This window comes from Massilia sp. YIM B02763, assembly GCF_030412015.1.
GTDB lineage: Bacteria > Pseudomonadota > Gammaproteobacteria > Burkholderiales > Burkholderiaceae_D > Telluria.
The window spans coordinates 309095-330038 of the sequence record NZ_JASNRD010000002.1 but is presented as its reverse complement, the minus strand read 5'-3'; the positions used below and the strand labels follow the sequence as shown (position 1 = coordinate 330038).

General features: G+C 66.4%; 18 protein-coding genes. 11 read left to right on the top strand and 7 right to left on the bottom strand.

Going from position 1 to position 20944, the window contains the following annotated elements; all coding sequences use genetic code 11:
* Nucleotides 1-2: 2 nt before the first annotated feature.
* A complete protein-coding gene (locus tag QPK32_RS04950) occupies nt 3-401 on the top strand; it encodes a type II secretion system protein (RefSeq protein ID WP_290411656.1) in 399 nt (132 codons plus the stop codon).
* Entirely contained in the window at nt 388-1200 is an 813-nt protein-coding gene (locus tag QPK32_RS04945) for a type II secretion system protein (protein WP_290411655.1), read from the top strand. The genes QPK32_RS04950 and QPK32_RS04945 overlap by 14 nt, the downstream gene beginning before the upstream one ends.
* A 36-nt stretch (nt 1201-1236) precedes the next feature.
* Here the strand turns inward: QPK32_RS04945 and murJ are convergent, their stop codons facing one another.
* On the bottom strand, nt 1237-2781 hold the full coding sequence (murJ, locus tag QPK32_RS04940) for a murein biosynthesis integral membrane protein MurJ (protein WP_290411654.1): 1545 nt from the start codon (nt 2779-2781) through the stop codon (nt 1237-1239).
* 282 nt (nt 2782-3063) lie between these two features.
* On the opposite strand from murJ, the gene rpsT reads away from it, so the two are divergent.
* Nucleotides 3064-3330, top strand: a complete 267-nt coding sequence (gene rpsT / locus QPK32_RS04935; RefSeq protein ID WP_036216299.1) for a 30S ribosomal protein S20 — start codon at nt 3064-3066, stop codon at nt 3328-3330.
* A 188-nt stretch (nt 3331-3518) separates the two neighbouring features.
* Here the strand turns inward: rpsT and QPK32_RS04930 are convergent, their stop codons facing one another.
* On the bottom strand, nt 3519-4088 hold the full coding sequence (locus tag QPK32_RS04930; protein ID WP_290411653.1) for a pseudouridine synthase: 570 nt from the start codon (nt 4086-4088) through the stop codon (nt 3519-3521).
* Between the two features lie 219 nt (nt 4089-4307).
* Between QPK32_RS04930 and icd the strand changes: the two genes are divergently transcribed.
* The gene (gene icd, locus QPK32_RS04925) at nt 4308-5561 is read left to right on the top strand and encodes an NADP-dependent isocitrate dehydrogenase (RefSeq protein WP_290411652.1); all 1254 of its coding nucleotides are present in this window, start codon (nt 4308-4310) and stop codon (nt 5559-5561) included.
* A 131-nt stretch (nt 5562-5692) separates the two neighbouring features.
* On the opposite strand, the gene QPK32_RS04920 is transcribed toward icd, so the two are convergent.
* Nucleotides 5693-5896, bottom strand: coding sequence for a cold-shock protein (locus tag QPK32_RS04920; protein WP_290411651.1), 204 nt, complete (start codon nt 5894-5896; stop codon nt 5693-5695).
* A gap of 336 nt (nt 5897-6232) precedes the next feature.
* Here QPK32_RS04920 and clpS point away from each other — a divergent pair, with 336 nt between their 5' ends.
* From clpS to QPK32_RS04905, 3 genes are all read left to right on the top strand, one after another.
* The gene (clpS, locus tag QPK32_RS04915) at nt 6233-6535 is read left to right on the top strand and encodes an ATP-dependent Clp protease adapter ClpS (RefSeq protein WP_027864722.1); all 303 of its coding nucleotides are present in this window, start codon (nt 6233-6235) and stop codon (nt 6533-6535) included.
* Nucleotides 6532-8832 (top strand): ATP-dependent Clp protease ATP-binding subunit ClpA, encoded by a 2301-nt coding sequence (gene clpA, locus QPK32_RS04910; RefSeq protein ID WP_290411650.1) that lies wholly within the window; start codon nt 6532-6534, stop codon nt 8830-8832. Before clpS ends, clpA begins: the two co-directional genes overlap by 4 nt.
* A 190-nt stretch (nt 8833-9022) precedes the next feature.
* Complete coding sequence (locus QPK32_RS04905; protein ID WP_290411649.1) at nt 9023-10636, top strand: methyl-accepting chemotaxis protein; 1614 nt, start codon at nt 9023-9025, stop codon at nt 10634-10636.
* A gap of 144 nt (nt 10637-10780) precedes the next feature.
* On the opposite strand, the gene QPK32_RS04900 is transcribed toward QPK32_RS04905, so the two are convergent.
* The 4 genes from QPK32_RS04900 to prpR form a co-directional block, all read right to left on the bottom strand.
* Complete coding sequence (locus tag QPK32_RS04900; RefSeq protein ID WP_290411648.1) at nt 10781-11965, bottom strand: PLP-dependent aspartate aminotransferase family protein; 1185 nt, start codon at nt 11963-11965, stop codon at nt 10781-10783.
* Nucleotides 11962-13338 (bottom strand): cystathionine beta-synthase, encoded by a 1377-nt coding sequence (locus QPK32_RS04895; RefSeq protein ID WP_290411647.1) that lies wholly within the window; start codon nt 13336-13338, stop codon nt 11962-11964. Before QPK32_RS04895 ends, QPK32_RS04900 begins: the two co-directional genes overlap by 4 nt.
* A 164-nt stretch (nt 13339-13502) precedes the next feature.
* Nucleotides 13503-14531, bottom strand: coding sequence for a porin (locus tag QPK32_RS04890; protein WP_290411646.1), 1029 nt, complete (start codon nt 14529-14531; stop codon nt 13503-13505).
* Between the two features lie 164 nt (nt 14532-14695).
* The gene (gene prpR, locus QPK32_RS04885; protein WP_290411645.1) at nt 14696-16333 is read right to left on the bottom strand and encodes a propionate catabolism operon regulatory protein PrpR; all 1638 of its coding nucleotides are present in this window, start codon (nt 16331-16333) and stop codon (nt 14696-14698) included.
* A 174-nt stretch (nt 16334-16507) separates the two neighbouring features.
* Between prpR and QPK32_RS04880 the strand changes: the two genes are divergently transcribed.
* The 4 genes from QPK32_RS04880 (at nt 16508) to prpC (ending at nt 20860) form a co-directional block, all read left to right on the top strand.
* Nucleotides 16508-16858 carry a DUF485 domain-containing protein gene (locus QPK32_RS04880; protein WP_290411644.1) on the top strand — a complete coding sequence of 117 codons (351 nt, stop codon included), beginning with the start codon at nt 16508-16510 and terminating at the stop codon, nt 16856-16858.
* Nucleotides 16855-18516 (top strand): cation acetate symporter, encoded by a 1662-nt coding sequence (locus tag QPK32_RS04875; RefSeq protein WP_374046698.1) that lies wholly within the window; start codon nt 16855-16857, stop codon nt 18514-18516. The genes QPK32_RS04880 and QPK32_RS04875 overlap by 4 nt, the downstream gene beginning before the upstream one ends.
* Before the next feature lie 294 nt (nt 18517-18810).
* The gene (gene prpB / locus QPK32_RS04870; RefSeq protein ID WP_290411643.1) at nt 18811-19701 is read left to right on the top strand and encodes a methylisocitrate lyase; all 891 of its coding nucleotides are present in this window, start codon (nt 18811-18813) and stop codon (nt 19699-19701) included.
* A gap of 13 nt (nt 19702-19714) precedes the next feature.
* Entirely contained in the window at nt 19715-20860 is a 1146-nt protein-coding gene (gene prpC / locus QPK32_RS04865) for a 2-methylcitrate synthase (RefSeq protein ID WP_290411642.1), read from the top strand.
* Nucleotides 20861-20944 lie beyond the last annotated feature (84 nt).

The following is a 20944-nucleotide window of genomic DNA, read 5'->3' as shown; positions in this document are numbered from 1 at the left end:
TCATGAGAACGACAAGCAAACGAAGGACAAGCAAGCCGCGTGGCTTCACGCTGATCGAACTGCTGGTGGTGCTGGGCATCGTGGCGCTGCTGCTGACGCTCGCCGTGCCGCGCTTCTTCCCCAGCGTGGACGGGGCCAAGGAAACCATCCTGGCCGACAACCTGCGCAATACCCGCGCCGTCATCGACCAGTTCTACGCCGACACGGGACGCTACCCGGATTCGCTGGAACAGCTGGTCGAAAAAAAATACCTGCCGACGCTGCCGTTCGACCCGGTGGCCGACAGCGACAGCGCCTGGATCCTCGTGCCGCCCGAGGACGCGACGCGCGGCGCCGTGCAGGACCTGCACAGCGGCGCCACCGGCAAGGGGCGCAACGGCAAGCCGTATGCGGAGTGGTGAGCGCGGCGCGCGGCGCGAGGCCGGCTTCACCTACCTGGGCCTGATCGTCACGCTGGCGATCATCGGCCTGGTGGGCGCCGCCGCGCTGAAGGTCGACGCGCTGCTGCGCCGCGCCGGCGCCGAGCGGGAATTGCTGGAGACAGGGGCGGCCTTCAGCGAAGCGCTCAAGAGCTATGCCGACGCGACGCCGCGCGGCCAGCCCACGCAGCCGCCGTCGCTGAAGGAATTGCTGAAGGACCCGCGCTTTCCCGGCGTGCGCCGCCACCTGCGCAAGATCTTCGTCGATCCCGTCACGGGCAAGGCGGAGTGGGGCATCGTCTGGGCCAATCCGGGCAACGAGACGGGCGTGCTGGCCGTCTACAGCCTGTCGCAGGCGCAGCCGCTGAAGCAGGCGAACTTCGATGCGCGCTTCGCCAACCTGGAGGGCAAGGAACACCTGTCGGAGTGGAAGTTCGCCGCGCTGGGGCAGACCATCGCGCAGCCGGGGCAGCAGGGGCAGCAGCAAGGCCAGCAGCAGGGCCAGCAGCAGGGCCAGCCCTCGCTGTTCCCGGCGGCGCAGGGCCAGGCCGCGCCGGGGCAGGGTTCGCTGTTCCCGGCGCCGCAGCCCGCGCCGCCGGCCCAGCCGGCAGCGCCGGTGCCGGACGCACCGGCTCCACCGGTCGAAGAAGCGACGCCAGCCGAGGGCAAGGACAATGCCGAAGCGCCCGCGCCCGCCGACACGAAGGAAGACGGCAAGGAGGGCGCGAACGAAGGGGAGCAGAAGGACGGCCAGGACACCCGCGAGACCGGCCGGCGCTAGGCCGACCGGCCGACGTTCGGCCGCCGGAGGGGCGCCTTATTTGGCGCGGCGCATGAAGTCGCGCGGGCGGAAGCCGAGCGCGAACAGCACGGCGAAATACACGGCCGCGCTGGCGGCGACGATCGCCAGCAGCACGCCCAGGCGCAGCAGCGGCTGGCTGCGCAGGCCGGCCCAGTCGAACTGGGCCTGCAGGAACCAGGCCGCGGCGCCCATCAGCGCGACGCCGACGACGACCTTCAGGAAGAAGCCCGGCCAGCCCGCGTGCGGCACGTAGATGCGGCGCCGGCGCAGGCCCGCGAACAGGAAGCTCGCATTGATGCAGGCGCCCATGCCGATTGACAGCGCCAGGCCCGCCACACCCAGCAGCGGCACGAACGCGATGTTCATCAGCTGCGTGGCGACGAGCACGCCGACGGCGATGCGCACCGGCGTGCGAATGTCCTGGCGCGCATAGAAGGCGGGCGCGAGGATCTTGACGAGGATGATGCCCAGCAGGCCCACCGCATATGCCATCAGCGGGGCCGAGGCGGCAGCGACGGCGCCGGCCTTGAATTCGCCGTAGTTGAACAGGGCCGCGATCAGCGGCTCGGCCAGCGCCGCCAGGCCGACGGCGGCCGGCAACGCCAGCAGGAAGGTCAGGCGCAGGCCCCAGTCGAGCAGGGCGGAGTATTCGGCCGTGTCGCCCTCGGCGTTCGCCTTGGACAGGCTGGGCAGCAGGATCGTGCCCAGCGCCACGCCCAGCATCCCGGTCGGGAATTCCATCAGCCGGTCCGCGTACTGCAGCACCGAGACGCTGCCGGCGCCCAGGCGCGAGGCGATGCCGGTATTGATCAAGAGGCTCACCTGGGCCGCGGAGACGGCGAACACGGCCGGCCCCATCTTCTTCAGGATGCGGCGCACGCCCGGGTCGCTCAGGCCGGCCAGGGGATTGAGCGAGAGGCGCGGCAGCATGCCGATGCGCTTCAGCGCGGGGATCTGGATGCCGACCTGCAGCAGCCCGCCCACCATCACCGCCACCGCCATCGAATAGATCGGCACGTCGAAGTACTGGACGAGGAACAGCGAGAAGAAGATCGACGACAGATTCCACAGCACGGGCGTGAAGGCCGGGATCTTGAATTCGCGCCAGGTGTTCAGCACGCCGCCGGCCAGCGCCACGAAGGACATGCAGACGATGTAGGGGAACATCATGCGCGTCATGAACACGGACGCGTCGAAGGCCTTGCCGTCCAGGCCGCCCGCGATCGCCAGCAGGATCAGCGGCGCGGCGACGATGCCGACCAGGCTCGTGATCAGGGTGGCCCAGACCAGCGTGTTGGTGACGTGGTCGACCAGCGTGCGGCTCGCCTCGTGACCATGCTGGGTCTTGTATTCGGACAGGATCGGCACGAAGGCCTGCGAGAACGCGCCTTCGGCAAACAGGCGGCGCAGCAGGTTGGGCAGGCGGAACGCGATGTTGAAGGCGTCGGAAAAGGCGTCGGCACCGAAGGCGCGCGCGAACAGGCTGTCGCGCAGCAGGCCGGTGAGGCGGGACAGCATCGTCATGCTCGAGATGGCTGCCAGGGTTCGGAGTAGGTTCATAGCCCGCGATTATAGCGGGGCAATTGATGACAGAACCTTACGATAGGCGCCATGCGGCGTGGAGGCGCGCCGGACGACCCACTGCGCATCGACGAGCGGGCTTTTTGCACGAATGGGCGGGAAAACAAGACATTCGAATTGCCCTGCGATGAAACCTTCGCTATAATCGAGGGCTGTATTGAAATCTGTTAGCAGACACACCGTTTGACAGGCACTGGAATGGGCCGGTTTGACTGACAATTGTTGTTTGCAAACGCAACTTGACCCAGATTAGGAAATTCCATGGCAAATACCGCACAAGCACGCAAGCGCGCTCGTCAAGCAGTTAAGCAAAACGCACACAACTCGGCTCAGCGCTCGACCCTGCGCACCGCCATCAAGGCAGTCCGCAAGGCTATCCAGGCTGGCGACAAGGCCGCCGCGACCACCATCTTCCAGCAGTCCGTGTCGACCATCGACAGCATCGCTGACAAGAAAATCATCCACAAGAACAAGGCCGCTCGCCACAAGAGTCGCCTGGCTGCCGCCCTGAAGGCCCTGTCGGCCTGATACCGGCCCGGCAGGCGCGGCACGTCCGCGCTGGCAGATTGATGAAACCCGCCCGACGCAAGTCCGGCGGGTTTTTCGTTTGCGTTTCCTCAAACCGGGGTCAGAGCCGGGGTCAGAGCCCGGTTTTAAGAAATTTCCAAAAATCGGGCTCTGACCCTGGCTCTGACCCCGGTTTGGCTTTTCTCAAATCAGCGGGGGCGCTTGGCGAGAGCGGTGGCAGTGACTTCCATCCATTCGCCCGGCATCAGCGGGTGGGTCGCCAGCGCGAACGGGCCGATGCTCGCGCGGACCAGGCGCAGCGTCGGCAGGCCGACCGCGGCCGTCATGCGCCGGACCTGGCGGTTCTTGCCTTCTTCGAGCGTGATGGCGAGCCAGTCGGTCGGCTTGTCCTGGCGTACGCGGATCGGCGGGTTGCGCGGCCATAGCCAGTCCGGTTCGGCGATCCGCACCGCGCGGCAGGGCTTGGTAACGAAGTCGCCCAGGTCGAGCGGCGCCTGCAGGCGCGCCAGCGCGGCCGCATCGGCATGGCCGTCGACCTGCACCAGGTAGGTCTTGGCTTCCTTGTGGTCCGGGTGCGCGATCTGGTGCTGCAGGCGGCCGTCGTCGGTCAGCAGCATCAGCCCCTCGCTGTCGGCGTCCAGGCGCCCGGCCGGGTAGATGTTGGGGATGGCGAGATAGTCGGCCAGCGATTCGCGGCCGTCCTCGCGCGAGAACTGGCACAGGACCTGGAACGGTTTGTTGAACAGGATGAGGGACATCGGTGGTGACTTCCGGGACAGGATGGCGCACCGGCGGCCCGGGCGTGCCATGCCTGGCGCGCTCCGGTATACTGGTGCATAATGACAAATATTGCGTCTTGTATCTTATATAAGACTTGCTGACAACGGCGCGCTCGGCACAGGCGCTATTGTAATGGAGATCGCAGGCTCCGCCGGTCGGCGCCATGGCGGTCCAATCGCGTCCAACCGGAGACCACGATGGCTCAACATATCCAAGTTCCTGGCGACGGCCAGAAAATCACCGTCAATGCCGACGGCACCCTGAACGTGCCGGACCAGCCGATCATTCCGTTCATCGAAGGCGACGGTACCGGCATCGACATTACGCCCGTGATGCGCAAGGTGGTGGATGCGGCCGTGGCCAGGGCCTACGAAGGCAAGCGCAAGATCGCGTGGATGGAAGTGTATGCGGGCGAGAAGTCGACCCGCCTGTACGGCGAGGGCGTGTCCCTGCCGGAAGAAACGCTGGCCGCCGTGCGCGAGCACGTGGTCTCGATCAAGGGGCCGCTGACGACGCCGGTCGGCGGCGGTATCCGCTCGCTGAACGTCACGCTGCGCCAGGAACTCGACCTGTACGTCTGCCTGCGCCCCGTGCGCTACTTCCAGGGCGTGCCGTCGCCGCTGCGCGAGCCGCACAAGACCGACATGGTGATCTTCCGCGAGAACTCGGAAGACATCTACGCCGGCATCGAATGGGCCGGCGGCACGCCCGAAGCGAAGAAGGTCATCGCCTTCCTGACGCAGGAAATGGGCAGCCGCAAGATCCGCTTCCCGGACAGTTCCGCGATCGGCATCAAGCCCGTCTCGCGCGAGGGCAGCGAGCGCCTGGTGCGCAAGGCGATCCAGTATGCGATCGACCACGACAAGCCGTCCGTGACCCTGGTCCACAAGGGCAATATCATGAAGTACACGGAAGGGGGCTTTCGCGATTGGGGCTATGCGCTGGCGCAACAGGAATTCGGCGCCGAACTGGTCGACGGCGGTCCATGGTGCAAGTTCAAGAATCCGAAGACGAGCCGCGACATCGTCATCAAGGATTCGATCGCCGATGCCTTCATGCAGCAGATCCTGCTGCGCCCGGCCGAGTACAGCGTGATCGCCACGCTGAACCTGAACGGCGACTATATCTCGGATGCATTGGCGGCCCAGGTCGGCGGCATCGGCATCGCGCCGGGCGCGAACATGTCCGACTCGGTGGCGATGTTCGAAGCCACGCACGGCACCTCGCCCAAGTATGCGGGCAAGGACTACGTCAATCCGGGTTCCCTGATCCTGTCGGCCGAGATGATGCTGCGCCACATGGGCTGGACCGAGGCCGCGGGCCTCATCATCCGCTCGATGGAGCAGGCGATCCAGTCCAAGCGCGTCACCTACGACTTCGCGCGCCTGATGGAAGGCGCGACCCAGGTCTCGTGCTCGGGCTTCGGCGATGCGATGGTCGACTATATGTGAGGCGGATGGCCGCTGCAGCGAATACGGGCCCCGCGCGCAGGCGACGGGGCTTTTTTCTTTGGTGGGGGCGGGGGAGGGGCGGTAAACGAAAAACCCCGCCGTAGCGGGGTTGGAGCTTCCGGAGGCGGGATTTAGGCGCCGACGATGTTGGAAGCTTGCTTGCCTTTAGGGCCTTGCGTGACTTCGAACTGGACTTTTTGACCTTCTTTGAGGGTCTTGAAGCCGGGCATATTGATTGCGGAGAAGTGTGCGAACAAATCTTCGCCGCCGTCATCCGGCGTGATGAAACCAAAACCTTTGGAATCATTGAACCATTTCACAGTACCTGTTGCCATAAAAGAACTTTCAAATGAAAACAAATCACACGAGCCATAAAAGCAAGAAGCTTTTGCCCCCTCCTCAGCCTGCTCACTTCTTATCAACAAATACATAAGTACATGTCAATAACTGCATTGTTGGTGCAATAATCCTGTAAGTCAAGCGCTTTTGAGTGGGCCTCGTAAAAATTCTCGGGCATGCGTGTTCAATGTCTCGAAAACAAGTCTTGATTTTCGCAATCGCACCGCCATCTGCGCACAGAACGGAAAACGCGTAAGATGGAAAACAAATGGGATTGGCTTGAGCGTTAGTTTCCGCACACACGAAGATTGAAAGCATTCTAGAATACCCCTATGGCAACCAAGCACGATACTGAACAGCTGCTGGAGCGGCAGACCGTCAAGCCACCCCCTCTGTACCAGGTGGCGCTGCTGAATGACGACTACACGCCGATGGAGTTTGTGGTCGCCATCATCCAGGAGTACTTCAACAAGGATCGCGAGACGGCCACGCAGATCATGCTTTCCGTACACCGCCATGGCAAAGGTGTGTGCGGTGTGTTTTCCAAAGATATCGCGTGTACCAAGGTGGAGTTTGTATTAACGCATGCGCGCAAGGCAGGCCACCCCCTGCAGTGCGTGATGGAGGAAGTATGATTGCGCAGGAATTAGAAGTATCTCTACACATGGCCTTTGTCGAAGCGCGGCAGGCTCGGCACGAGTTCATCACGGTCGAACACCTGTTGCTGGCGCTGCTCGACAATCCGTCGGCCGCTGAAGTCCTGCGTGCGTGCGCGGTCAATATCGAAGACTTGCGCAAGACCCTGACGAATTTCATCGGCGACAACACACCGACCGTGCCGGGCACCGGCGAGGTCGACACCCAACCGACGCTCGGCTTCCAGCGCGTGATCCAGCGCGCGATCATGCACGTGCAGTCGGCCTCGAACGGCAAGAAGGAAGTCACCGGCGCCAACGTGCTGGTGGCGATCTTCGGCGAGAAGGATTCGCACGCCGTCTACTACCTGCACCAGCAGGGCGTGACCCGCCTGGACGTGGTCAACTTCATCTCGCACGGCGTGCGCAAGGACCAGCAGATCGACAGCCAGAAGGCGTCGGAAGGCGTGGAAGAAGCGCAGGTCGAGGGCCAGACGAAGGAAAGCCCGCTGGACCAGTTCACGCAGAACCTGAACAAGGCTGCCGCCGACGGCCGCATCGATCCGCTGATCGGGCGCGAGGAAGAAGTCGAGCGCGTCATCCAGATCCTGTGCCGCCGCCGCAAGAACAATCCGCTGCTGGTGGGCGAGGCCGGTGTCGGCAAGACCGCCATCGCCGAAGGCCTGGCATGGCGCATCGTCCAGGAAGACGTGCCCGAGATCCTGCAGAATGCCGTCGTGTATTCGCTGGACATGGGCGCGCTGCTGGCCGGTACCAAGTACCGCGGCGATTTCGAGCAGCGCCTGAAGGCCGTCCTCAAGCAATTGAAGGACACCCCGAACGGCATCCTGTTCATCGACGAGATCCACACGATCATCGGCGCCGGTTCCGCCTCGGGCGGCACCCTGGACGCATCGAACCTGCTGAAGCCGGCCCTGGCCAACGGCCAGCTGAAGTGCATCGGCGCGACCACGTTCACGGAATTCCGCGGCGTGTTCGAGAAGGACCATGCGCTGTCCCGCCGCTTCCAGAAGGTCGACGTCAACGAGCCGTCGGTCGAGCAGACCGTGCAGATCCTGCGCGGCCTGAAGTCGCGCTTCGAAGAGCACCACGGCGTGAAGTACTCGGCGTCGGCGCTGTCGACGGCGGCCGAGCTGGCGGCCCGCTTCATCAACGACCGCCACCTGCCGGACAAGGCGATCGACGTGATCGACGAAGCCGGCGCGGCCCAGCGCGTGCTGCCGAAGTCGAAGCAGAAGAAAACCATCGGCAAGACCGAGATCGAGGACATCATCGCGAAGATCGCGCGGATTCCACCGCAGACCGTCAACCAGGACGACCGCAGCAAGCTGCAGACCATCGACCGCGACCTGCGCAACGTCGTGTTCGGGCAAGACCCGGCCATCGATGCGCTGGCGTCCGCGATCAAGATGGCCCGCGCCGGTTTGGGCAAGCAGGACAAGCCGATCGGCTCCTTCCTGTTCTCCGGTCCGACGGGTGTCGGCAAGACCGAGGTGGCCAAGCAGCTGGCCTTCATCCTCGGCATCGAGCTGGTGCGCTTCGACATGTCGGAGTACATGGAACGCCATGCGGTGTCGCGCCTGATCGGTGCGCCTCCGGGCTACGTGGGCTTCGACCAGGGCGGCCTGCTGACGGAAGCCATCACCAAGAAGCCGCATGCGGTGCTGCTGCTGGACGAGATCGAGAAGGCCCATCCGGACATCTTCAACATCCTGCTGCAGGTGATGGACCACGGCACGCTGACCGACAACAACGGCCGCAAGGCGGACTTCCGCAACGTGATCATCATCATGACCACGAACGCGGGCGCCGAAAGCCTGACCAAGCGCTCGGTGGGCTTCGTGGATTCGAAGGCGGCAGGCGACGAGATGGCCGACATCAAGCGCATGTTCACGCCGGAGTTCCGCAACCGCCTGGATGCGATCATCAGCTTCCGCGCGCTGGACGAGGAAATCATCCTGCGCGTCGTGGACAAGTTCCTGATGCAGCTGGAAGAGCAGCTGCACGAGAAGAAGGTGGAAGCCATCTTCACCGAGAAGCTGCGCAAGTTCCTCGGCGCGAAGGGCTTCGATCCGCAGATGGGTGCACGTCCGATGTCGCGCCTGATCCAGGACATGATCCGCAAGGCGCTGGCCGACGAGCTGCTGTTCGGCCGCCTGGTCAACGGCGGACGCGTGACGGTGGACCTGAACGAGAAGGACGATGTGGTCCTCGAGTTCCCGGAAGGCGACGTGCCGCCGCCGCCGGAGCCTGTCGAGACGGTCGAGATCGAGTAAGCCAGCAAGCGATCCAGGATCGCGCGGCCGCCAGGCCGCAATGAAAGCCCGCCCCGTGCGGGTTTTTTTTCGTCCCTCCGCTGGATGTTGTCTTATCGTAAATCATTGTTTCTAAATAACATTTTCTTCATGAGGGCGTCACAAAGACTTCCTATACTGCGCACATCCTTGAACCTCGCCCCCGTTCGACATGCGTTTCGACAACCTTCGTACCGGCACCAGGATCCTCGGCGCCTTCGCCGTGGTCTCCCTGGCCATCATCCTGATTTCCATCGTTTCCCTATGGCGCATGGAAGCCGCCGACAGGACGACCCGCGACCTGGTCGACAACAAGCTGGCACGCCAGCAGGCGACCTCCGAGCTGCTGGGGATCACGCGCCTGAACGGCGTGCGCACCGTCAGCATCGCGCGCAGCGACAGCCTCGAACTGTCCGACTATTTCCAGGCCCAGCTCGCGCAGGGCGAAAAGGACGCGGCGGCCATCGAGGCGCGCCTGGCGAAACTGCCGGCCGGCCCCGGCGAAGCGCAGCTGGCCGCGCGCGCGGCGGCCGCCCACGCCGCCTACCTGGACGTGCGCAAGCGCGTATTCCAGGCCAAGGAATTCGGCAAGACCCAGGAAGTGGAGCAATTGGCCGGCAACGAACTGGCCAAGACCTTCGATGCCTACACGGCTGCCCTGGAAGCGCTGCTCGCCTCCCAGGCCAGCCAGGCGCATGCGCTGGCGGACGCCTCGGCGCAGGACTTCGCCACCAGCCGCATCGTGCTGCTGGCCTTCGGCGCGGCCGCGCTGCTGGTCGGCTGCGGCGCCGCCTGGCTGCTCACGCGCAGCATCGTCACACCGCTGCGCGACGCCGTGCGCCTGGCCGAACGGGTGGCCGAGGGCGATCTGTGCGCCACGATCGCGCACCGCCGCGGCGACGAGATCGGCCGCATGTTCGATGCGCTGAACCACATGACGCACGGGATGTCCGCCACCGTCGTGCGCGTGCTGGACAGCGCGCGGATGATCGACCAGGCCTCGGCCGAGATGGCCGAAGGCAACCGCGACCTGTCCGACCGCACCGAGGAACAGGCCAGCAGCCTGCACGAGACGGTGCGCTCGATGGTCGAGCTGACGGACGCCGTCGAACAGAACCACGCGAACGCCAGCGACGCCAACGCGCTGGCGCTGGCCGCATCCAGCGTGGCGCGCGAAGGGGCCGATGCCGTGGCCCAGATGGTCGAGCGGATGGAGACGATCCGCCAGTCGGCCGCGAAGATCGGCGACATCACGTCGATGATCGACGGGATCGCCTTCCAGACCAATATCCTGGCGCTGAACGCGGCGGTGGAAGCGGCGCGCGCCGGCGCCGAAGGGCGCGGCTTCGCCGTGGTGGCGAACGAGGTGCGCAACCTCGCCCAGCATTCCGCCTCGGCGGCCAAGGAAATCAAGGCGCTGATCGGCGCCTCGACGGGCGCCATCGAGTCGGGCGCCGGCATCGCCGGCGCGGCCGGCGGCACGATGCGCCAGATCCTGGAGCGCGTGCAGCAGGTGGCCGATTTGCTGCAGAAGATCCATGCCGCCAGCGCCGAGCAGGCCACCGGCATCGCCCAGGTGCGCCGCGTGATCGACGAGATGGACCACGCGACCCAGCGCAACGCGGCCATGGTGGAGGAGGCATCGGCATCGGCGGATGCGATGCGGATGCAGGCGGAGCAGCTGACGGACGTGGTGGCCACGTTCAAGGTGAAGGAGGGCGTGGCGGGGGAGGTGGTCGGCGACGAGGCGACGGTGAATACGGTGCCGGCGCTGGTGTATAGCTGAAATACCCCGTCGTCCCTGCGAAGGCAGGGACCCATACTGAATAGGCGAATTCATTATCGTGCGATCCTTCGCGGTCTATCCGGCGTACGGACTTCTGCAGTTCAGCATGGGCCCCTGCCTTCGCAGGGGCGACGGTAAGAGCGTTCAGATCGCCGCCAGCGCCTTCGCCAGATCCGCCCTCTGGTCCTCCACATGCTCGATCCCCACCGACAGCCGGATCAAGCCATCCCCGATCCCCAGCTGCGCCCGCTGCTCCGCCGGAATCGTCGCATGCGTCATGATGGCCGGATGCTCGATCAGGCTTTCCACGCCGCCCAGGCTCTCGGCCAGCGTGAACACCTCGCACTGCTCCAGGAAGCGGCGCGCGCCGGCCAGGTCGGTGTCCAGGTCGATGGAGATGATGCCGCCGTAGCCGTGCATCTGGCGCCGCGCCAGTTCGTGCTGCGGGTGCGAGGCCAGGCCAGGGTAGTGCACCCGCTTCACTTTCGGCTGCGCCTCGAGCCAGGCCGCCAGGTCGAGGGCATTGGCGTTGCTGCGCTCGACGCGCAGCGCCAGGGTCTTGATCCCGCGTAGCACGAGGAAGCTGTCGAACGGTCCCTGGATGGCGCCCACCGCGTTCTGGATGAAGCCCAGGCGCTCGCGCAGGGGCTGGTGGCGGTCTTCCTTGCCGACGACGGCCACGCCGCCGATCACGTCCGAGTGGCCGTTCATGTACTTGGTGGTCGAGTGCACGACGATATCGACGCCCAGCTCCAGAGGGCGCTGGTTGATCGGGCTGGCGAAGGTGTTGTCGCAGACGGTGAGCACGCCGTGCAGGCGGCACTGGGCGGCGATGGCGCGCAGGTCGGCCAGTTTCAGCATCGGGTTGGTCGGCGTCTCGATCCACACGAGCTTCGTTTCCGGCCGCAGCGCGCCGGCCAGCGCCAGCGGGTCGGTCAGGTCGACGTAGGTGAACTCGTGGCCGCTGCTCGCGCGCCGCACCCGCTCGAACAGGCGGTAGGTGCCGCCGTACATGTCGTCGCCGGCCACGATGTGCGAGCCGGCCGGCAGCAGTTCCAGCACGGCGGCGATGGCCGCCAGGCCCGAGGCGAAGGCGAAGGCCGCGCCGCCGCCCTCGATGTCGGCCACGCAGCGCTCCAGGGCCCAGCGCGTCGGGTTGTGCGAACGGCCGTAGTCGAGGCCCTTGTGCACGCCCGGGCTGTCCTGGGCGAAGGTCGAGGTGGCGTAGATCGGCGGCATGACGGCGCCGGTGCTGGGGTCGGGCGCCTGGCCGCCGTGGATGACGCGGGTGGCGATATGGCGTTGTTGCTTGTCGTCGGATTGGCTCACGTGAGGGTCCTGCGCAGATGGTTGAGAAGGTCGAAGCGGGTGATCAGGCCATAGAAGCGGTCGCCCTCGGCGATGACGGCCGTCAGGCCGCGGTCGAGGATGTCGCGCAGCTGCTGCATGCCGGCGGACGGCGCCAGCGTCTGCAGGTCCGACGTCATCGTGTGCGCGACTGGCGTCTGGAAGCGTTCGCGTTCGCTCGTCACATGGAGAAGGATGTCGGACTCGTCGATCAGGCCGACGAGGCGGCCCTTGTCGATCACGGGCAGCTGCGCCAGGTCGGCCGCGCGCATGCGGTTGAAGGCGGTCAGCAGCGTGTCCGTCGGCGCCACGGTGACGACTTCGCCGTCGTCGAAGCGGCGCCCGATCAGGTCGCGCAAGTCGCCCGTCTTCGGCCGTTGCAGCAGGCCCTGGTCGACCATCCAGCCGTCGCTGTATACCTTGGTGAGATAGCGCGTGCCCGTATCGCACACGAAGGTGACGACGCGCTTCGGTTCGGTCTGGGCGCGGCACCACTCGAGGGCCGCCGCCAGCAGCGTGCCGGTGGAGGAGCCGGCCAGGATGCCTTCCTGGCGCAGCAGTTCGCGCGCCGTGTTGAAGCTTTCCTCGTCGCTGATCGAATAAGCGCTCTTCACGCGCGACAGGTCGGCGATGGCGGGAATGAAGTCCTCGCCAATGCCTTCCACGGCCCAGGAGCCGGAGACCTCGGCCACCTTGCCCGTCTCGATGTAGTCGGCCAGGATCGAGCCCTGCGGGTCGGCCAGCACGAATTCCAGGTCCGGCTGCACGCGCGCGAAGAAGCGCGACAGGCCGGTGAGCGTGCCGGACGAGCCCACGCCCACGACGATGGCATCGATCTCGTGGCGCATCTGGTCCCAGATCTCGGGACCCGTGGTCGTCTCGTGGGCCTGCGGGTTGGCCGGGTTGTTGAACTGGTCGGCGAACCAGGCGCCGGGGATTTCCTTGACGAGGCGCGCGGCCAGGTCCTGGTAGTACTCGGGATGGCCCTTGCCGACGTCCGAGCGGGTCAGGTGGATCTCGGCGCCCAGCGCCTTCAGGTGCAGGATCTTTTCGGATGCCATCTTGTCCGGTACGACGAGCACGACGCGGTAGCCCTTGATGCGGGCGATCAGGGCCAGGCCCAGGCCCGTGTTGCCCGCGGTGGCTTCGACGACGGTGCCGCCGGGCCGCAGGCGGCCGTCGCGCTCGGCCGCCTCGATCATGGCGCGGCCGACGCGGTCCTTGATGGAGCCGCCGGGGTTCTGGGATTCGAGCTTGAGGAACAGGCGGCAGGGGCCGGTGTCCATGCGCGTGACCTCGACCAGCGGGGTATTTCCGATCAGCGAGAACAATGCGGCTTGCGACAAGTCTTGCATGGTGCCTCCGAAAATGCGCGGCGCTTCATCGGCGCTTCATGGGCGCTTCGGGGCGCCGCATGCGCCGCCCGCGCGCCGGATGGGCGCCGGGTCATGATGGAAAAACATGATACGGCTTTTCGGAGGCGCGTGTTTGCACGGCGTCCAGCACCGTTCGCCCAGGCTCAGAACATGTGGCGGATGCCGAGCGAGACCACCGAGACGTCGGCGCCGCGGTTGGTGGCCGCCGGGGCCACGGTGTTCGAGGACGACGCGATGCCGAACACGCCCAGGCTGTTGTTGTCCACGCCGCCGTAGGTCGCGTACAGGTTGGTGCGCTTGGACATCGTGTAGGTATAGGCCAGGCCCCAGGCATTGCCGGCGGCGTCGCCCTGTTCGAAGCGCTGCAGGTTGACGTACACCTTGTGCACGCCGAACGGCATGGCCCCGCCGACGCTGAGCTGGCGGAACTTGTCGAAGCCGACGCGGTCCGCCTGCATCCAGCTGCCCTTCAGTTCCAGCTTGTGCAGGCTGTCGAAGGTATAGCCGGCGCCGGCCGCGCTTTCCTTGTCGTCGTCGGAGGCCACGCGCCGGATCGCATGGAATGCCGCGCCCAGGTACAGGTTGTCGTGGCGGAACTCCAGGCCCGCGGCGCGGGTATCGCCCGAGGGCGCGTTCGGGGTCGCGGGCGTGACCCCTTCGCCGGCGCCGTAGGCCAGCAGCAGGTTCAGGCCGTGCCAGCTGGCGCTCTTGTAGTTGACCGAGTTCGCGAGGCGGCGGGTCAGGCGGTTGGCGGAGAACGCCGTCAGGTTGGTGCCGTAGAAGCCCTGGCCGGAGACGTCGCTGGCCAGCGACACGATGCCGATCGGCGAGTAGTCGCGGCCCAGCGTCAGGCTGCCGAAATCGCCCTCCAGGCCCACCACCGAGCGGCGGCTGAACAGGGCCGAATCGGTCGTGCCGGTGTCGATCCCCATATTGCCTTCCAGGTTGAAGATGACTTTCAGGCCATTGCCGAGGTCCTCGGAACCGCGCAGGCCGAAGCGGCTGGCCGTCTGCTCGCCCGAGTTCAGGGCGGTCTGGCGGCCTTCCGGCCCGCCGGTGTCGTGCGAGGAAATGCCGGCGTCCAGGACGCCGTAGATCGTCACGGCGGTCTGGGCCGAGCTGAACAGGGGGAGGGCGGCGACCAGGGCGGCCGCGAGATGTTTGACTTGCATGAAGGATTCTCCGGTAAAGGCGACGGGATCCGGAGCCTTGGGCCGACGAGGGCGACGCGCTCCGAACAACCGGCCATGTTACCTATCCCACAAGGAAAGTCGATTAAATATGGGCAACACTGGCCCCTTGGCAGGGGCCATCGACACCACATGCGGCCTTCGGATCAGGCCTGCGCCTTGAGCCGCCGCCACAGCGTCGTGCGGCTGATGCCCAGGTGGCGCGCGGCGGCGTCGCGCTGGCCGCCGAAGCGGGCCAGCACCTCGGCCAGGCTTTCCGGCGCCGCCGCCGCGGGCGCGGGAGGGACGGCGATGGCGGCCGGCGCAACGGCGGCGCGGCCCAGTTCCGGCGCCAGCGCGGACAGGAAGGCCGGCGTGAGCGCCTGCAGCGGCTCGGCGGCCAGGAACAGGGCCAGGCGCTCGGCCAGGTTGCGCAGCTCGCGCACGTTGCCGGGCCAGGCATAGCCCTGCAGCAGCGGAGCGCAGGCCGCGATCTCGGCCGCCAGGTTCGGATGGGGGCGCGCGCTCAGCGCCGCCAGCGCATTCTTCAGCGCCCATTCCGCCAGGGACGGGATATCCTCGACGCGTTCGCGCAGCGGCGGCAGAGACAGGCGCAGCACGGCCAGGCGGTAGAACAGGTCGGCGCGGAAGCGCCCCTCGCGCACGCGCGCCTCCAGGTCGCAGTGGGTGGCGCTGACCACGCGCACGTCGACCGGCACGGGCCGGGTGCCGCCCACGCGCATCACTTCGCGCTCCTCGAGCACGCGCAACAGGCGCGTCTGCAGGGCCAGCGGCATCTCGCCGATCTCGTCGAGGAACAGCGTGCCGCCGTCGGCCGCCTCGAACAGGCCCGCATGGCCGCCGCGGCGGGCGCCCGTGAACGCGCCTTCCTCGTGGCCGAACAGTTCCGATTCCAGCAGCGATTCCGCGATCGCCCCGCAATTGACGGCGACGAAGGGGCGGTTCGCCGCGCGGCGCGGGCTTTCGCGGTGGATCGCCTGCGCCACCAGTTCCTTGCCGGTGCCCGTCTCGCCCTGGATCAGCACCGTCGCCGGCGAGCGCGCGTACAGCACGACGGCCTGGCGCAGCGTTTCCATCGCCTGCGAAGCGCCGCGCAGGTCGTTCAGGCCGCGCCGGGCGCGGCGCGCGTCGCCCTTGGCCGGGTCGGCGCGGCGGCCCCGTCCCGCTTCCAGACGCGTCTGGCGCGCCATCTCGAGCGCATCGTCGAAGGCGCGCCGGATCGATTCGGCCGAGTACACGAACACGGCCTGCAGGCCCGCTTCCTCGGCCAGGTCGGTGATCAGGCCGGCGCCCACCACGACCTCGATGCCCAGCGCCTTCAGTTCGGCCACGGCGGCGCGCGCATCTTCTTCCGTCACGTAGGTGCGCTGCTCGATCACGAGGCCGAAGGTAGCCGCGAACTCGGCCAGTTCCGCCATCGGCTTCTGGTAATTGACGACGCCGATCCGGGCCGACAGCCGGCGCGCCCGTGCCAGCGCCTGCATCACGTCGAAGCCGCTGGCCTGGGCGATGACGAGCGGCACCGACACGCGGCCCTTCAGGTAGGCGGCGTTCGAGCCGGCCGCGATCACCACGTCGCACCCTTCGCTGGCCATGCGTTCGCGGATATGACGCGCGGCCTCGTCGAAGCCCAGGTGCAGGGCCTCGATGCGGGCCAGGTGGTCGTACTCGGGCGTGATGTGGCGGAACAGCTCGGACAGGCGCGAGACGGAGACGGTCCAGATCACCGGCTTGCCGGCATCGTCCTGGCCGGTGGCGGCGGGAAGGCGGGGGAGGGGGCTCATGCCCTCCAGTGTAATCCATTGCCGCACGGCGGTGTTTCAGCACGTTTCAGCGTGAAACGCGCGAATTCGGCATTTTCCGGGCCGCCGTAAGAATCGGGTAAGGGGGCGCCACTAGGATCGACCTTAGCCATCGGCATCAGCTGGGCGTACATAGATAGAATGATTGGAGACAAAGTGGACCAAGACATCGTTCAGCGGGTCAAGAACGACCCCAACTACCAACAACTGAAGGAGACGCGTTCCCGCTACGGCTGGATGCTCACCTGGGCCGTGATGATCGTGTATTACGGCTTCACCTGCCTGAACGCCTTCGACAAGCAATTCATGGGCTCGAAGATCGGCTCCGGCGTCATGTCCTGGGGCGTGCCCCTGGGCCTGTTCGTGATCCTGTTCACCGTCGCCGTCACCGCGATCTACGTGCGCCGCGCCAACGGCGAGTTCGACGCGCTGACCGAGGCGATCCAGAAGAACGCCGCCGCCGCCGTCCCGGCGCAGGCTGCCGAACCGGTCAAGGTGCGCGCATGATGGCCCGCCTCCGACACGCCGCCCCGCTGGCGCTGCTGGCGGCCAGCAACCTCGCCCTGGCCGCTCCGGACCTGGGCCAGTCCACGAAGCAGGCCACCAACTGGACCGCGATCGTCATGTTCGCCGTGTTCGTGGTGCTGACCCTGTTCATCACCAAGTGGGCCGCGGCCAAGACCCGTTCCGCGTCCGACTTCTACACGGCCGGCGGCGGCATCTCCGGCTTCCAGAACGGCCTGGCGATCGCCGGCGACTTCATGTCGGCCGCCTCGTTCCTGGGTATTTCCGCCGCCGTGTTCGCCAACGGCTTCGACGGCCTGATCTACGCGATCGGCTTCCTGGTCGGCTGGCCCGTGCTCACGTTCCTGATGGCCGAGCGCCTGCGCAACCTGGGCCGCTTCACCTTCGCCGACGTGGCCGCCTACCGCTTCGCCCAGAAGCCGGTGCGCATGTTCGCCGCCGCCGGCACCCTGGTCACCGTGCTGTTCTACCTGATCGCGCAGATGGTCGGCGCCGGCCAGCTGATCAAGCTGCTGTTCGGCCTGGACTACTGGATCGCCGTCGTGCTGGTGGGCGTGCTGATGATGGTCTACGTGCTGTTCGGCGGCATGACCGCCACCACCTGGGTGCAGATCATCAAGGCCGTCATGCTGCTGGCCGGTACCACCTTCATGGCCTTCTCCGTGCTGGCCCTGTACAACTTCAGCCCGGAAGCGCTGTTCGCCAAGGCCGTCGAAGTGCACGCTAAGGGCGATGCGATCATGGGCCCGGGGGGCTTCATCAAGGACCCGATCTCCGGCATCTCGTTCGGCATGGCGCTGATGTTCGGCACGGCCGGCCTGCCGCACATCCTGATGCGCTTCTTCACCGTCCCGAGCGCCAAGGAAGCGCGCAAGTCGGTGCTGTGGGCTACCACCTGGATCGGCTACTTCTACGTGCTCGTGTTCATCATCGGCTTCGGCGCCATCGTGCTGGTCGGCACCAATGCCGGCTTCAAGGACGCGGCCGGCAAGCTGCTGGGCGGCGACAATATGGCGGCCGTGCACCTGGCCAAAGCCGTCGGCGGCGACATCTTCCTCGGCTTCATCTCGGCCGTGGCCTTCGCCACGATCCTGGCCGTCGTGGCCGGCCTGACGCTGTCGGGCGCCTCGGCCGTGTCGCACGACCTGTACGCCACCGTCATCAAGAAGGGCCAGCCGGCCCCGGGCAGCGAGCTGCGCGTGTCGAAGATGACCACCATGGTGCTGGGCGTGATCGCCGTGCTGCTCGGTATCGTGTTCGAGAAGCAGAACGTCGCCTTCATGGTGTCGCTGGCCTTCGCCATCGCGGCCTCGGCCAACTTCCCGGTGCTGTTCATGTCGGTCCTGTGGAGCAAGTGCACGACCCGCGGCGCCACCGTCGGCGGCTTCCTGGGCCTGGCCACCGCCGTCGGCCTGACCGTGCTGTCCAAGTCGGTCTGGGTCGACGTGTTCCACAACGACGCCGCGATCTTCCCGTACACCTCGCCGGCGCTGTTCTCGATGATCGTCGGCTTCGTGGGCGTGTGGCTGTTCTCGGTCACCGACAAGAGCCCGCGCGCGGCCATCGACAAGGCCGGCTTCGAGGCGCAGGAAGTGCGTTCGGAAACCGGTATCGGCGCATCGGCGGCATCGGCCCACTGATCCGCACGACCACCACGTCGTTCCCGCGCAGGCGGGGACCCAAGTCCTGCAGGCGTTATCGAAACGCTCGCAACTTGGGTCCCCGCCTGCGCGGGAACGACGCTTTTTGCGGGTTGCAATCATCCTTGGTGTTTCACGTTGAAACGCATTTGAAACGCCGTCGCTGTTGCAGCGCTTGCCATTCCGCACGCAAGTGCTTGAAAATCCACCAAATCCCCCGTTCCCGTTCGTTGGCACGCTCCTTGCGATGTCATGGTCAAGCACCGCGCATAAACGTTCCCACGAAAGGACACCATGACCATCCGCTCCGCAGGCGCCGCCTTCCGCCGCGCCGTCCAGGAAGAACATCCGCTGCAAGTTCCGGGCGCCATCAACGCCAACCACGCGCTGCTCGCCCAGCGCGCCGGCTACCGCGCCATCTACCTGTCCGGCGGCGGCGTCGCCGCCGGTTCGCTGGGCCTGCCCGACCTGGGCATCTCGGGCCTCGAAGACGTGCTGATCGACGTGCGCCGCATCACCGACGTGTGCGAGCTGCCGCTGCTGGTCGACGTCGACACGGGCTTCGGCGCCTCCGCCTTCAACGTCGCGCGCACCGTGCGTTCGCTGATCAAGGCCGGCGCGGGCGCCTGCCACATCGAGGACCAAGTCGGCGCCAAGCGCTGCGGCCACCGCCCGGGCAAGGAGATCGTCAGCCAGGACGAGATGGTCGACCGCATCAAGGCCGCGGCCGATGCCCGCACGGACGAGGACTTCGTGATCATGGCGCGCACCGACGCGCTCGCGGTCGAGGGCCTGGACAAGGCCGTGGAACGCGCCGTCGCCTGCGTGGAGGCGGGCGCCGACATGATCTTCCCGGAGGCGATCACGAGCCTGGAGATGTACAAGCGCTTCAAGGAAGCCGTCAAGGTGCCGATCCTGGCCAATATCACGGAATTCGGCGCGACGCCGCTGTTCACGGTCGAGGAGTTGAAAGGGGCCGACGTCGACATCGTGCTGTATCCGCTGTCCGCCTTCCGCGCCATGAACAAGGCGGCCGAGAACGTCTACCAGGCGATCCGCCGCGACGGCACCCAGCAGGGCGTCGTCGACACCATGCAGACGCGCGCCGAACTGTACGAACGCATCGACTACCACCGCTACGAACAGAAGCTGGACGCCCTGTTCGCCCAGAACAAAGCCAAATAAGAGGAGACCCACGATGACCGACGCAACCTTCAAGCCGAAGAAATCGGTGGCCCTGTCCGGCGTCGCCGCCGGCAATACCGCCCTGTGCTCGGTGGGCCGTTCCGGCAACGATCTGCACTACCGCGGCTACGACATCCTGGACATCGCCGACGCGTGCGAATTCGAGGAGATCGCCTACCTGCTGGTGCACGGCAAGCTGCCCAACGCGGCCGAACTGAAAGGCTATAAAGCCAAGCTGAAGTCGCTGCGCGGCCTGCCGCAGGCCGTAAAGGCCGCGCTGGAGGCGCTGCCGGCCGGCGCCCACCCGATGGACGTGATGCGCACGGGCGTCTCCGCCCTCGGCTGCGCGCTGCCGGAAAAGGACGACCACAACGTCGCCGGCGCGCGCGACATCGCCGACCGCCTGATGGCCTCGTTCGGCTCGATGCTGCTGTACTGGTACCACTTCAGCCACAACGGCCGCCGCATCGAGGTCGAGACGGACGACGATTCGATCGGCGGCCACTTCCTGCACCTGCTGCACGGCCACGCGCCGCAGCAGGAGTGGGTGAAGGCGATGCACACCTCGCTGATCCTGTACGCCGAGCACGAGTTCAACGCCTCCACCTTCACGGCGCGCGTGATCGCCGGCACCGGTTCGGACATCCATTCGGCCATCACGGGCGCGATCGGCGCGCTGCGCGGGCCGAAGCACGGCGGCGCCAACGAGGTGGCGCTGGACATCCAGAAGCGCTACGAGAACGCCGACGAGGCGGAGGCCGACATCCGCAACCGCGTCGCCAACAAGGAAGTCGTGATCGGCTTCGGCCACCCCGTGTACACGATCTCCGACCCGCGCAACAAGGTGATCAAGGAAGTGGCGCGCACGCTGTCGCAGCAGGCCGGCTCGATGAAGATGTTCGACATCGCCGAGCGCCTGGAGACCGTGATGTGGGAAGTGAAGAAGATGTTCCCGAACCTGGACTGGTTCTCGGCCGTCTCCTACCACATGATGGGCGTGCCGACGGCCATGTTCACGCCGCTGTTCGTGATCTCGCGCACCTCGGGCTGGGCCGCCCACGTGATCGAGCAGCGCATCGACAACAAGATCATCCGGCCGAGCGCGAACTACGTGGGGCCGGAAGACCTGGCGTTCGTGCCGCTGGCGGAACGGAAGTAACAGCATTACCCGCGGCGATCCTGCCGTCGTTCCCGCGCAGGCGGGAACCCAAGCTGAGCCACCGAAGTCGGTATGTCGGAAATA